This is a genomic window from Enterobacter cloacae complex sp. 2024EL-00227 (genome assembly GCF_043945315.1).
In the GTDB taxonomy this organism is placed as follows: Bacteria; Pseudomonadota; Gammaproteobacteria; order Enterobacterales; family Enterobacteriaceae; genus Enterobacter; species Enterobacter roggenkampii.
Map to the genome: position 1 here is coordinate 65,705 of NZ_JBIMQP010000015.1, position 13,415 is coordinate 79,119.

General features: G+C 56.4%; 11 protein-coding genes. All 11 read left to right on the plus strand.

The window, feature by feature from the left end:
- The 11 genes from pbpC to ACHH0Z_RS21160 all read left to right on the plus strand — a co-directional run bounded on the left by pbpC (window position 1) and on the right by ACHH0Z_RS21160 (window position 13,407).
- Window positions 1-2,328, plus strand: a complete 2,328-nt coding sequence (pbpC, locus tag ACHH0Z_RS21110) for a peptidoglycan glycosyltransferase PbpC (protein ID WP_045406049.1) — start codon at window positions 1-3, stop codon at window positions 2,326-2,328.
- Between the two features lie 86 nt (window positions 2,329-2,414).
- On the plus strand, window positions 2,415-4,793 hold the full coding sequence (locus tag ACHH0Z_RS21115) for a DMSO/selenate family reductase complex A subunit (protein ID WP_045406052.1): 2,379 nt from the start codon (window positions 2,415-2,417) through the stop codon (window positions 4,791-4,793).
- The gene (locus ACHH0Z_RS21120; RefSeq protein WP_003860631.1) at window positions 4,790-5,419 is read left to right on the plus strand and encodes a DMSO/selenate family reductase complex B subunit; all 630 of its coding nucleotides are present in this window, start codon (window positions 4,790-4,792) and stop codon (window positions 5,417-5,419) included. Before ACHH0Z_RS21115 ends, ACHH0Z_RS21120 begins: the two co-directional genes overlap by 4 nt.
- Window positions 5,412-6,200, plus strand: coding sequence for a DmsC/YnfH family molybdoenzyme membrane anchor subunit (locus tag ACHH0Z_RS21125; RefSeq protein ID WP_008502142.1), 789 nt, complete (start codon window positions 5,412-5,414; stop codon window positions 6,198-6,200). The genes ACHH0Z_RS21120 and ACHH0Z_RS21125 overlap by 8 nt, the downstream gene beginning before the upstream one ends.
- On the plus strand, window positions 6,200-7,075 hold the full coding sequence (locus ACHH0Z_RS21130; RefSeq protein ID WP_045406054.1) for a 4Fe-4S binding protein: 876 nt from the start codon (window positions 6,200-6,202) through the stop codon (window positions 7,073-7,075). The genes ACHH0Z_RS21125 and ACHH0Z_RS21130 overlap by 1 nt, the downstream gene beginning before the upstream one ends.
- 121 nt (window positions 7,076-7,196) lie before the next feature.
- Entirely contained in the window at window positions 7,197-7,628 is a 432-nt protein-coding gene (gene ndk, locus ACHH0Z_RS21135) for a nucleoside-diphosphate kinase (RefSeq protein WP_003860625.1), read from the plus strand.
- 169 nt (window positions 7,629-7,797) lie between these two features.
- The gene (locus tag ACHH0Z_RS21140; protein WP_014171168.1) at window positions 7,798-8,964 is read left to right on the plus strand and encodes a bifunctional tRNA (adenosine(37)-C2)-methyltransferase TrmG/ribosomal RNA large subunit methyltransferase RlmN; all 1,167 of its coding nucleotides are present in this window, start codon (window positions 7,798-7,800) and stop codon (window positions 8,962-8,964) included.
- Window positions 8,965-9,256: 292 nt separating this feature from the next.
- Complete coding sequence (rodZ, locus tag ACHH0Z_RS21145; protein ID WP_023325867.1) at window positions 9,257-10,273, plus strand: cytoskeleton protein RodZ; 1,017 nt, start codon at window positions 9,257-9,259, stop codon at window positions 10,271-10,273.
- Window positions 10,274-10,299: 26 nt separating this feature from the next.
- A complete protein-coding gene (ispG, locus tag ACHH0Z_RS21150) occupies window positions 10,300-11,418 on the plus strand; it encodes a flavodoxin-dependent (E)-4-hydroxy-3-methylbut-2-enyl-diphosphate synthase (RefSeq protein ID WP_045406057.1) in 1,119 nt (372 codons plus the stop codon).
- 80 nt (window positions 11,419-11,498) lie between these two features.
- Entirely contained in the window at window positions 11,499-12,773 is a 1,275-nt protein-coding gene (gene hisS / locus ACHH0Z_RS21155; RefSeq protein ID WP_032622984.1) for a histidine--tRNA ligase, read from the plus strand.
- A 13-nt stretch (window positions 12,774-12,786) separates the two neighbouring features.
- Window positions 12,787-13,407 (plus strand): YfgM family protein, encoded by a 621-nt coding sequence (locus tag ACHH0Z_RS21160; RefSeq protein WP_008502136.1) that lies wholly within the window; start codon window positions 12,787-12,789, stop codon window positions 13,405-13,407.
- The last annotated feature ends 8 nt before the right edge of the window (window positions 13,408-13,415 follow it).

Here is a 13,415-nt window from a genome sequence, read left to right on the forward strand (position 1 = left end):
ATGCGAATGGCACGTCTGACACGCTCCCGCTGGCTGTGGCTGGCGGGAGCGCTTCTCATTTTAGGGGGGCTGATTATCGCTGCCGACCGCCTGTGGCCGTTGCCGCTGAAAGAGGTTAACCCCGCGCGGGTGGTGGTGGATGAGAAGGGCACGCCGCTCTGGCGTTTTGCCGATAGCGACGGGATCTGGCGCTATCCGGTGACGATCGAAGAGGTCTCTCCCCGTTATCTTGAGGCGCTGATCCAGTACGAAGATCGCTGGTTCTGGGATCACCCCGGCGTAAACCCACTCTCTGTCCTGCGCGCCGCCTGGCAGGATCTCAGTTCCGGGAAAGTCATCTCTGGCGGAAGCACGCTCACCATGCAGGTCGCGCGACTGCTGGACCCGCATCCGCGCACCTTTGGCGGCAAAATTCGCCAGCTCTGGCGTGCCATGCAGCTGGAGTGGCATCTTTCCAAACGCGAAATCCTGACGCTCTATCTCAATCGCGCCCCCTTTGGCGGTACGCTGCAGGGCGTGGGAGCGGCAAGCTGGACGTATCTGGGCAAGCCGCCGTCGCAGCTCAGCTATTCCGACGCGGCGCTGCTGGCGGTGCTGCCGCAGGCGCCGAGTCGATTACGCCCGGACCGCTGGCCTGAACGGGCCGAAGCGGCGCGCAATAAAGTGCTCGACCGCATGGCGACGCAGGGCGTCTGGTCCGCAAAGCAGGTCAAAGAGTCCCGTGAAGAATCAGTATGGCTGGCGCCCCGGCAGATGCCGCAGCTGGCGCCGCTCTTTGCTCGGATGATGCTCGGCAAAAGTCGTGACACGAAAATTGTCACCACGCTGGATGCCGGACTGCAGCGGCAGCTGGAAGAGCTGGCGATGAACTGGAAATCGCGTCTGCCGGCCCGCAGCTCGCTGGCGATGATCGTGGTCGATCATACCGATATGAAAGTGCGCGGTTGGGTTGGATCGGTGGATATCAACGATGACACGCGTTTTAGCCATGTGGATATGGTCAATGCGATCCGATCCCCGGGATCGGTGTTAAAACCCTTTATCTACGGCATGGCGCTGGATGATGGCCTGATCCATCCCGCCTCGCTGCTTCAGGATGTGCCAAGAAAAACCGGTGATTATCGTCCCGGGAATTTTGACAGCGGGTTCCATGGGCCGGTCAGCATGAGTGAAGCGCTGGTCCGCTCCCTCAACCTGCCGGCCGTTCAGGTGCTGGAAGCCTACGGACCAAAACGATTTGCCGGGATGCTAAGCAACGCAGGCTTGCCGCTGATCCTGCCTGCGGGGGCACAGCCGAATCTGTCTCTGATCCTCGGCGGGGCGGGCGCGCGGCTGGCAGATATCGCTGCGGCCTATAGTGCCTTTGCCCGACACGGTAAGGCGGGAAGGCTGCGGTTACAGCCGGGCGATCCGCTGACTGAACGCCCGCTGTTATCGCCAGGCTCGGCGTGGATTATTCGCCGTATTCTGGCCAATGAAGCGCAGCCGCTGCCGGATAATGCGCTGCCGCAGGTTGCGCCGCTGGCGTGGAAAACCGGCACCAGCTACGGGTACCGTGATGCCTGGGCCATCGGTCTGAATGCCCGTTATGTGATAGGCATCTGGACCGGACGACCGGACGGCACGCCCGTGGCGGGACAGTTTGGATTTGCCAGCGCGGTTCCGCTGTTAAACCAGGTCAATAATCTGCTTCAGTCACGTTCAACGGTAGACGAAGCCCGCCTGCCGCGCGATCCGCGTCCGGAGAGCGTCGGGCGGGGCGTGATCTGCTGGCCGGGCGGCCAGTCGCTACCGGAAGGCAGTGAAAACTGTCGACGTCGCCTGTCGACCTGGCTGCTGGAAGGGAGTGAGCCGCCCACGCTGCTTCTCCCTGAACAGGAGGGCATACGCGGCATTCGTTTCCCGGTCTGGCTGGATAAAACCGGCAAACGCGTGGCCGCAGATTGTCCGGATGCTACTGAAAAAGTCCTGGATGTCTGGCCGCTGCCGCTGGAGCCGTGGCTGCCCGCTGCGGAAAAAAGAGCTGCGCGTCTCCCGGCAGCATCAACAGTTTGCCCGCCTCTGGATAACAGCAATATCGCGCCGCTTATGCTGTCAGGGGTCAGAGAGGGGGCCGTCATCAAGCGTCTTCCGGGTGAGACAACTATAACGCTTTCTCTCTCAACCAGCGGTGGAGAAGGGCAGCGATGGTGGTTTTTAAATGGCGAGCCTTTAGAGGGGCATGAATATAAATATTCACTGAAATTATATTTGCCGGGTGAATATCAATTAATGGTAATGGATGAAACCGGCCAAATAGCGACGGTGAATTTCGAAATGGCTTATTAAAATAATCCAGAAGGGTTAGCTTGATAATTATCAATGTTCGGTTCTGCAAAAAAACGAGAATGCGTTTTTATTTGAAGGAACGAGCAATGAAAAAAAATAAGAAACTGAGAGAGAGTCTTAATCCCGCTCTCTCCCGGCGTCACTTTATTCAGGCCGGGTCCGCGCTTGCCGCTCTGCCGTTTGTGGTAAAAGGCGGAAAAGCGCAGGCGGCGACAATGCCTGCGGCAGTGAACGAACCCGAAGAAAAAGTCATTCAAACCTGCAGCACTTTTGACTGTGGCGGGAAATGCGATATTCGGGCGCACGTCAGCGACGGCGTGGTCACACGCATCTCTACGCGTCCGGATGATGAACTGGATCCTCAAATGCCGGTGATGCGCGCCTGCGTTCGTGGACGCGCGTATCGGAAATTTGTTTATCATCCCGATCGGCTTAAATATCCAATGAAACGCGTGGGTAAACGTGGCGAAGGAAAATTCGAACGTATTACCTGGGATGAAGCCACAACGCTTATTGCGAATCAATTAAAAACCATTACGCAAAAATACGGTGCTGCTTCGCGCTATGTGCATGTTGGCACCGCAGTTTCGGGAGGAACGTTCTCCGGCGATAAAATGGTTCGTCGTCTGCTTAATTTAACGGGTGGGTATCTCGAAAGCTATCACTCGGTCAGTATGGGCAACACCGCAGCGGCAACGCCCTATACCTACGGCACCGCCGCCAGCGGCAGCTCGCTGGACACGCTGCTGGACACCAAGCTGGTCATCCTCTGGGGACATAACCCGACGGAAACGATTTTTGGTCACAGCAACTACTTCTTCCAGAAGATGAAGCAAAACGGCACCCGCTTCATCGTTGTCGATCCGCGCTATTCAGATACGGTGTCCTCCCTTGCTGACCAGTGGATCCCGCTGCTGCCAACAACCGATAACGCCCTGATGGACGCCATGATGTACGTGATCGTCACGGAGAACTTGCACGATCGCGACTTTATTCTGCGCTATACCCTGGGCTTTGATGAAGACGCTATGCCGGAAGGCGTTCCGGCCAATGAATCCCTGATGGCTTACCTGAACGGGGCAAAAGATGGCGTCGCAAAAACGCCTGAGTGGGCAGAGAAGATCACCCACGTGCCTGCGCAGACCATTCGTCAGCTGGCGCGCGACTACGCAACCACCAAACCCGCCGCGCTGATCCAGGGCTGGGGACCGCAGCGCCATAACTGCGGCGAGCGCACCGCGCGCGGCTCAACGATACTGGCCACGCTGACGGGTAACGTTGGGGTGAAAGGCGGCTGGGCGGCTGGCTATGGCGGCTGTGCTAACCGTAAATTTGCCGCAGGCCCGGAGATGCCGGATAACCCGGTGAAAGCCAAAATATCGGTGATGAACTGGGTGCAGGCCGCCGACGATGCCTCTAAGGTCACTGCGGACGTCGGCCTGAAGGATGCCGAAAAGCTGGACAGCAATATCCGCATCCTCTTCTCGCTGGCGGGCAATTATCTGGCTAACCAGAACCCGGATCTTCATCAGGCAACCCGCGTGCTGGAAGACGAGTCGAAAATCCAGTTTATCGTCGCGAGCGATCTGTTTATGACGCCGAGCGCCCGATACGCCGATCTTCTCCTGCCGGAAACCAGCTTTATGGAACGCTGGAATATCGGCGAAACCTGGGGTACCGCAAGCTATCTGATCCTGTCGGAAAAGCTGATTGAGCCTGAATTTGAGCGCCGTTCAGACTACGACTGGCTGCGGGAGGTCGCTGCTAAGCTTGGCGTCGAACCGGCATTCAGCGAAGGGCGTGACGAAAAGGCGTGGATTGAGCACATCTGGGAGCAGACAAAGCTGTCGATGCCGGAGGAAAACCTGCCAGACTTCGCGACGCTGCAAAAGACGCGTCAGCATCTCTTCAAAAGCGCGCCGTTTGTCGCCTTTGAAGACAATATTCGCGACCCGCAAAATCATCCGTTCCCGACGCCGTCCGGGAAAATTGAGATCTTCTCAAAGCGTCTGTACGACATGCAGCACCCGGAAATTCCGGCGCTGTCGCACTACGTGCCTGCCCACGAAGGGCCGGAAGACGAACTGGCAAAAACCTTCCCGCTGCAGCTGATCACCTGGAAAGGGAAAAACCGCGCTAACTCAACCCAGTACGCCAACCCGTGGCTGATTGAGGCGCAGCAGCAAAAGCTGTGGATTAACCCTCAGGACGCGCAGAAGCGCGGTATTGCGCAGGGAGATACCGTGCGTATCCATAACGCACGCGGCATTTGTGAGATCCCGGCGGAGGTTACGCCGCGCATCATTCCTGGGGTGGTAGCCATGCAGGCAGGTGCCTGGTGGCAGCCGGATGAGAAGGGCATTGATAAAGGCGGCTGCGCGAACGTGCTCAGTTCGGCTCGTATTACCGCGCTTGCGAAAGGGAATTCACATCAAACCATGCTGGTGGAGGTGGCAAAAGCATGAGTCAGTTTAAACACTACGCGCCGGTGAGCGACAAACAGCTGGGCTTTTATATCGACTCTTCACGCTGCTCAGGGTGTAAAGCCTGCCAGGTGGCATGCAAAGATAAAAACAACCTTGAGGTCGGACGTCGTTTCCGTCGCGTGTACGAAGTCAACGGCGGGAATTTCATCCCCACCGGGCAGGGCGGCGTCAGCAACAATGTGTTTGCCTACACGCTCTCTATTTCCTGTAACCACTGTGCAGACCCCATCTGCACTAAAAACTGTCCGACCACGGCGATGCACAAGCGTCCGGGAGACGGCATTGTGCGCGTTGATACAGATAAGTGCGTCGGCTGCGGCTACTGTGCGTGGTCATGCCCTTACGGCGCACCACAGCTCAACGAGCAGACCGGGCAAATGTCAAAATGCGATTTCTGCGTGGATCTCCAGGCGAAGGGGGAGCAGCCCGTCTGTGTGGCAACCTGTCCACTCGAAGCGATTAAATTCGGGCCGATTGATGAACTGCGGGCGAAGTATGGTGCGGTCTGTGACGTGAAAGGCTTGCCTGATTCTTCCATCACAAAACCGAATCTGGTGATCAAAGCGCATCAGGGTGCAGAGAAAGAGGGCAAACGCCATGCATGAGTTACCGCTGCTGATTTTTACGCTGTTCCTGCAGGGCTCGGTAGGCGTGACGCTCTGGCTGGCGTTCGGGGGGGCGCATGCTTCGCAGCGTAGCGCGCTTCTGCCTGCTGCCGGGGCGTTTGTGCTCGCAAGCCTCGGATTGCTCGCCTCGGCGCTGCACATGGGCTATCCGCTCAATGCTCTCAACGCGCTGCGCCATGTCTCCAGCTCCTGGCTGAGCCGTGAGATTATCTTTGCCAGCCTTTACCTGGCGGCGCTGGGTCTCGCGACGCTGCTGATGTTCGCCAAAAAGCCAGGCTGGAAGCTGCTTCTGGCGGCGGCGGGCCTTGTCGGGCTGGTGGATGTGTTCTGCATGGCGCAGATCTACATGCATGCGTCCGTGGTGACGTGGCAGCATATCAACACGCTGGTGCTGTTTATCGGCTCGGTGGGTATTATTGGTTCAGCCTGCATGGCGGTTGGGATGCGTTCCCGGGCTACTCTGCGTGCGGCGGTGGTCATTATCACGCTGCTGGTGCTTGTGCGTCTGGTGATGCAGCCCGTCTGGCTGGCCGACATCTCGGCTATGGACAACACCGTGGTGACGTTCCCTCATGCGCCGTTACAGATGCTGCAACAACTGCGCACCGTGCATCTGCTGAGCTGGTGTGTGTCTGTCGTGGGTATGCTGTGCTTTGCTGCAGGCGGGTTAAAAGCGGCGCGAGGCACAATGCTGCTGGGCAGCGCCTTGCTGATTGCGGGTGAGCTGATGCTGCGCTTCGTTTTCTTCAGTATTGGCTGATGGGCAGATTGACGTTTGGCCCGGCGATGGACGTGACGCATGCGTGCGTCCGTCGCCGTTTTCGCCATGCTTCCTGTTGTGCCTGCGCTGACGTTTGTCCCGTGCAGGCTTTTTCTTTTACGGACGCAGATATCTCGGTTGATGAGAACCGCTGTATTGAATGCGGTGACTGCCTGTTTGTTTGCCCCACTGAGGCCATCACCGGCATCACGCCGCGAAAACGCTTTTTGTGTGGCGATACGCTTGTCGGGCCTTTTATTGAACGTGCGCCGGATGTAAATGAACTGCTGCTCTGGCATGCACAGCACCATGTTCGTTTTATCAGTATCGACGTGGAGCAGTATCCTGACTGGCTGCTGGCGATTGCCCGGCTTAATCTTGTGCTTCGTCGACGTGGTGAAGCGGCATGGGCGTTTAAACTTTTACCCGTCAACGAGGTTAATATCGCCCGCCGTGCGCTGATGCACGTTCCCCGTGAGGATGTCCGGACCTGTAGCGTCGTGCCCGGTCAGCGTGAACTGCGCAGAGCGTTTTCTGGGGTTAGTGAGGCAGAGATAGCTCTCGACGCCGGAACGTGCGTATTGTGCGGCGCGTGCTGGCGGAGTTGTACGGAAAACGCGATTCGGTTTGAGAACGCTGAACTGGTCGTCGAAACCGGACGTTGTACCGGTTGCGGTGGCTGCGAAGCGGTATGCCAGCATGCGGCGATAAAAGTGACGCGAACAGAAGGAACAGCGAAAAACGTGGCCATACTGGCATATGAAGCCGTTTGCCTGAAGTGCCACCGTCATTTCTGGTCATTTACGCCTGATGAAAAGCAGTGTCCGCTCTGTTTTCACCATCAACACGATATGCGAAACCCGGACTGTTGCTAATCTTCGTCTCATTTTAAAAAAATGTTATGCAGAACCATAGGCAATAGCGCTATAGCTCTTTATAATCCGCGCCACACCATACTCAGGTATGCAAAACAACAGAACATTGACAGAGGTTATCATGGCTATTGAACGTACTTTTTCCATCATCAAACCAAACGCGGTGGCAAAAAACGTTATTGGCAGCATCTTCGCTCGCTTTGAATCTGCAGGGTTCAAAATTGTTGGTACCAAAATGCTGCACCTGACCGTTGAGCAGGCGCGCGGCTTCTACGCTGAGCACGAAGGTCGCCCATTCTTTGACGGCCTGGTGGAGTTCATGACCTCCGGTCCAATCGTGGTATCCGTACTGGAAGGCGAAAACGCCGTACAGCGTCACCGCGACCTGCTGGGCGCAACCAACCCGGACAACGCGCTGGCAGGTACTCTGCGCGCTGACTACGCTGACAGCTTCACCGAGAACGGTACCCACGGTTCTGACTCTGTTGAATCTGCTGCACGCGAAATCGCTTTCTTCTTCGCAGAAGGCGAAGTGTGTCCACGTACCCGTTAATTTAACGGTTTCGTTTACACATTATTTTCGTAAATGCCGCGTCCAGACGTGGCATCCCTGCGCCAGACTTTGTACAATGCAACGCCCCGGACGAGCAGACCGCTTTCCGGGGCGTTTCTATTCAACCCTCCATGGGCCATAACGTGTAACAACGAGGCCGGTAAATATTATGTCTGAATTAGTGAATACCTCCGAAGTCGCCATTCCTGCGGTTCCCAATAAAAATGGAAAAATCAACCTGCTGGATCTGAACCGTCAGCAGATGCGCGAGTTCTTCAAAGAGATGGGCGAAAAGCCGTTTCGTGCCGATCAGGTCATGAAGTGGATGTACCATTACTGCAGCGACAATTTTGATGACATGACTGACATCAACAAGGTCCTGCGCAATAAGCTCAAAGAAGTGGCTGAAATCCGCGCCCCGGAAGTGGTGGAAGAGCAGCGCTCCGCGGATGGCACCATCAAATGGGCGATTGCGGTGGGCGATCAGCGCGTTGAAACCGTCTACATTCCGGAAGAAGATCGCGCGACGCTGTGCGTCTCCTCTCAGGTGGGCTGTGCGCTGGAGTGCAAATTCTGCTCAACCGCGCAGCAAGGCTTTAACCGTAACCTGCGTGTTTCAGAAATTATCGGCCAGGTCTGGCGTGCTGCGAAAATCGTAGGCGCGGCAAAAGTGACCGGCACTCGCCCAATCACCAACGTGGTGATGATGGGGATGGGTGAGCCGCTGCTGAACCTGACCAACGTCGTTCCGGCGATGGAAATCATGCTGGATGACTTCGGCTTTGGTCTGTCCAAGCGTCGCGTCACGCTGTCGACCTCAGGCGTTGTGCCTGCGCTGGACAAGCTCGGCGATATGATTGACGTCGCGCTGGCGATCTCCCTGCACGCGCCAAACGATGAAATTCGTGACGAAATTGTGCCAATCAACAAAAAGTACAATATCGAAACCTTCCTCGCTGCCGTACGTCGCTATCTGGAGAAATCCAACGCCAACCAGGGTCGCGTCACCATCGAGTACGTGATGCTGGACCACGTCAACGACGGTACCGAACATGCGCATCAGCTGGCTGAACTGCTGAAAGATACGCCATGTAAAATCAACCTGATCCCGTGGAACCCGTTCCCGGGCGCGCCGTATGGCCGTAGCTCGAACAGCCGTATCGACCGTTTCTCCAAGGTGCTGATGGAGTATGGTTTCACCACCATCGTGCGTAAAACGCGTGGTGATGATATTGATGCCGCATGTGGACAGCTGGCTGGTGATGTTATTGACCGTACCAAGCGTACCCTGCGTAAACGCATGCAGGGCGAGACGATCGCGGTTAAAGCTGTTTGATTATTATGCACTCACGGCGCATTATCTGCGCCGTGAGACATAACCTTACTGAATAATCAGTCAGATTCGTGAAGACTGATCAATAATTACGGTGCGTTTCATCCGACTTTCGGGCAGTATGTAACGACGTAACAACAGTTTAGCCGTACGGGCAGGGCTGTACTGTCATCTCCGGGCTGACAGTCTTATACTCTGTGTTCAAGGTTAACTGACCAGAAGTTTCGCGGTGCGGGTGGCATTGTGACTCACCGGCGCCTGAACCCTTTTTTTCACGTACCAGTAGTTGTAGCGAATGAATACTGAAGCCACTCACGACCAACATGAAGCACTCTCCACTGGCGTTCGTCTTCGCAACGCCCGTGAACAACTCGGACTCAGCCAGCAAGCCGTCGCAGAACGCTTGTGCCTGAAGGTTTCCACGGTTCGCGATATTGAAGAAGATAAGGCACCCGCCGATCTGGCTTCAACGTTCTTGCGCGGTTATATCCGCTCTTACGCAAAACTGGTGCACATCCCCGAAAACGAATTACTGCCAATGATGGAGAAGCAGGCGCCGGTCCGTGCAGCAAAAGTTGCGCCGATGCAGACCTTCTCCCTGGGGAAACGTCGTAAAAAACGTGATGGCTGGCTGATGAGCTTTACCTGGCTGGTGCTGTTTGTGGTGGTCGGTCTGACCGGTGCGTGGTGGTGGCAAAACCACAAGGCGCAGCAGGAAGAGATCACCACTATGGCCGATCAATCCTCCGCCGAACTCAACCAGGCCGGAACGGATAACGCCCAGAGCGTGCCGCTGAATACCGACGGTGCAGCGACTTCCAGCGAGCCACAGACCGCAGCGCCAGATGCGACAGCGACCAATGCTGCGCAGGCTCCGGCAGCAACGGCTAACACCGCTGCGCCTCAGGCTCAGGATCAAAACGCGGTGGTTGCCCCTTCTCAGGCGAATGTTGATACTGCGGCGAACGCGCCTGCGGCTACTCAGCCTGCAGACAATACCGCAGCGTCTCTGCCAACCAGCCCGGCGGGTACGGCGACACCCGCAGCCGATCCTAACGCGCTGGTAATGAACTTCAGCGCCGACTGCTGGCTGGAAGTGACTGACGCGACAGGTAAAAAACTGTTCAGCGGCCTGCAGCGCAAAGATGGCACGTTAAACCTAACGGGCCAGGCGCCTTATAAACTTAAAATCGGCGCTCCGGCAGCGGTACAGATCCAGTATCAAGGAAAACCTGTCGACCTGAGCCGCTTTATCAGAACTAACCAGGTTGCACGTCTTACCGTTAATGCCGAACAATCAGCAGCACAGTAACAGACGGGCAACGCGGGAGATTTTTCATGCATAACCAGGCTCCGATTCAACGTAGAAAATCGAAACGGATTTACGTTGGGAATGTGCCAATCGGCGATGGGGCACCTATCGCCGTTCAGTCGATGACCAATACGCGCACCACCGATGTGGAAGCGACGGTCAATCAAATCAAAGCATTAGAACGTGTCGGCGCGGATATTGTTCGCGTCTCCGTCCCGACCATGGATGCGGCTGAGGCGTTCAAACTGATCAAACAGCAGGTCAGCGTTCCGCTGGTGGCGGATATTCACTTCGACTACCGCATCGCACTGAAAGTGGCCGAGTACGGCGTCGATTGCCTGCGTATTAACCCGGGCAACATCGGTAACGAAGAGCGTATCCGCATGGTCGTGGACTGCGCCCGCGATAAAAATATTCCTATCCGTATCGGCGTTAACGCCGGTTCCCTGGAAAAAGATCTGCAGGAAAAATACGGTGAGCCTACGCCGCAGGCGCTGCTCGAATCCGCGATGCGTCACGTCGATCATCTCGATCGCCTTAACTTCGATCAGTTCAAAGTCAGCGTAAAAGCGTCCGACGTGTTCCTGGCCGTAGAATCTTATCGCCTGCTGGCAAGGCAGATCGATCAGCCTCTGCACCTCGGGATCACCGAAGCGGGCGGCCTGCGTAGCGGCTCGGTAAAATCCGCGATCGGTCTGGGGCTGCTGCTCTCTGAAGGGATCGGTGACACCCTGCGCGTCTCGCTGGCGGCGGATCCTGTCGAAGAGATCAAGGTCGGCTTCGATATCCTGAAATCACTGCGTATTCGCGCGCGTGGGATCAACTTCATTGCCTGCCCAACCTGTTCACGTCAGGAGTTCGATGTGATCGGTACGGTGAATGCCCTGGAGCAACGTCTGGAAGACATTATCACCCCGATGGACGTCTCCATCATCGGCTGCGTGGTGAACGGTCCGGGTGAAGCCCTGGTGTCAACCCTGGGCGTGACCGGCGGTAACAAGAAAAGTGGTCTCTATGAAGATGGCGTTCGAAAAGATCGTCTGGATAATAGCGACATGATCGACCAGCTTGAAGCCCGCATCCGCGCCAAAGCCGCCATGATGGACGAGACACAGCGTATCAACGTTCAGCAGGTTGAAAAATAACGTGATGGGAAGCCGTGAGCTTCCCATGTATGATTGAACCCATTCTTTGGGTTTTTTTTGTATATAGAAAGAGAATAAACGTGGCAAAAAACATTCAAGCCATCCGCGGCATGAACGATTATCTGCCTGGCGAAACCGCCATCTGGCAGCGCATTGAAGGCACGCTGAAGCAGGTGCTCGGCAGCTACGGTTACAGCGAAATTCGTTTGCCGATTGTAGAGCAGACCCCGTTATTCAAACGCGCGATCGGTGAAGTGACCGACGTGGTTGAAAAAGAGATGTACACCTTTGAGGACCGCAACGGCGACAGCCTGACCCTGCGTCCGGAAGGGACGGCGGGCTGCGTACGCGCCGGCATCGAACATGGTCTTCTGTACAATCAGGAGCAGCGTCTGTGGTATATCGGCCCGATGTTCCGCCACGAACGTCCGCAGAAAGGGCGTTATCGCCAGTTCAATCAGCTGGGTGTGGAAGTCTTTGGCCTGCAGGGCCCGGACATCGACGCTGAACTGATTATGCTGACCGCCCGCTGGTGGCGTGCGCTCGGTATCGCCGATCACGTTTCCCTCGAGCTGAACTCTATCGGTTCTCTGGAAGCGCGTGCGAACTACCGCGATGCGCTGGTGGCGTTCCTGGAACAGCATAAAGAGAAACTGGACGAAGACTGCAAACGTCGCATGTACAGCAACCCGCTGCGCGTTCTGGATTCCAAAAACGCCGATGTTCAGGCACTGCTGAACGATGCGCCTGCGCTGGGTGATTACCTGGATGAAGAATCTCGCGAACACTTCGCGGGCCTGTGCAAGCTGCTTGAAGCGGCTGGCATCGCCTACACCGTAAACCAGCGTCTGGTGCGCGGTCTGGACTACTACAACCGTACCGTGTTTGAGTGGGTCACCACCAGCCTCGGCTCTCAGGGCACCGTGTGCGCGGGCGGCCGTTACGACGGTCTGGTTGAGCAACTTGGCGGTCGCGCTGCGCCTGCGGTTGGCTTCGCGATGGGTCTTGAGCGACTTGTTTTGCTGGTTCAGGCAGTTAATCCGGAATTTAAAGCAGATTCCGTTGTCGATATATACCTGGTGGCCTCAGGTGCGGAAACGCAGTCTGCGGCGATGCAGCTTGCCGAACGCGTGCGCGATGCGCTGCCGGGCGTTAAGCTGATGACCAACCATGGCGGCGGCAACTTCAAAAAACAGTTTGCTCGTGCCGATAAGTGGGGCGCAAGTATCGCACTGGTGCTGGGTGAGTCCGAAGTGGCCAACGGCGAAGTGGTGGTGAAAGACCTGCGCTCTGGTGAGCAGACAACAGTAACGCAGGACGGCGTTGCGGCGCACTTGCGCACTCTATTGGGCTAAGGAGAAGGACTGCGTGGAAATTTACGAGAACGAACACGATCAGGTCGACGCGATTAAACGCTTCTTTGCTGAAAACGGCAAAGCGCTGGTTGTTGGGGTTATTTTAGGTGTCGGTGCGCTGGTAGGCTGGCGTTACTGGAACAATCATCAGGCGGATTCCGCGCGCGGCGCGTCCCTGTCCTATGAAAATACCGTGAGCGCAATTCGTGCCGATCAGCCGCAAACGCTGACGGCGGCAGAAAAATTTGCGGCTGACAACAAAAACACCTACGGTGCACTGGCTGCGCTGGAAGTGGCTCAGCAGTACGTTGATAAGAACGAACTGGATAAAGCCGTTGCTCAGCTGTCTCAGGGCCTTGCTGCTGCCAGTGATGAAAATCTGAAAGCGGTGATCAATCTGCGCCTGGCACGTATTCAGGTTCAGCAGAAAAAAGCTGACGATGCGCTGAAAACGCTCGATACCATCAAAGGCGAAGGTTTTGCTGCCATCGTTGCCGATCTGCGCGGTGAAGCACTGCTGAGCAAAGGTGACAAAGCGGGCGCGCGTAAAGCGTGGCAAGCTGGCGTAGAGAGCAATGCCTCACCTGCGCTGAGCGAAATGATGCAGATGAAAATAAATAATTTGTCCGTCTGAGAGGGACC

Coding starts and splice junctions, on each gene's coding strand:
- pbpC (WP_045406049.1), top strand. CDS start 1: ATGCGAATGGCACGTCTGACACGCTCCCGCTGGCTGTGGCTGGCGGGA.
- ACHH0Z_RS21115 (WP_045406052.1), top strand. CDS start 2,415: ATGAAAAAAAATAAGAAACTGAGAGAGAGTCTTAATCCCGCTCTCTCC.
- ACHH0Z_RS21120 (WP_003860631.1), top strand. CDS start 4,790: ATGAGTCAGTTTAAACACTACGCGCCGGTGAGCGACAAACAGCTGGGC.
- ACHH0Z_RS21125 (WP_008502142.1), top strand. CDS start 5,412: ATGCATGAGTTACCGCTGCTGATTTTTACGCTGTTCCTGCAGGGCTCG.
- ACHH0Z_RS21130 (WP_045406054.1), top strand. CDS start 6,200: ATGGGCAGATTGACGTTTGGCCCGGCGATGGACGTGACGCATGCGTGC.
- ndk (WP_003860625.1), top strand. CDS start 7,197: ATGGCTATTGAACGTACTTTTTCCATCATCAAACCAAACGCGGTGGCA.
- ACHH0Z_RS21140 (WP_014171168.1), top strand. CDS start 7,798: ATGTCTGAATTAGTGAATACCTCCGAAGTCGCCATTCCTGCGGTTCCC.
- rodZ (WP_023325867.1), top strand. CDS start 9,257: ATGAATACTGAAGCCACTCACGACCAACATGAAGCACTCTCCACTGGC.
- ispG (WP_045406057.1), top strand. CDS start 10,300: ATGCATAACCAGGCTCCGATTCAACGTAGAAAATCGAAACGGATTTAC.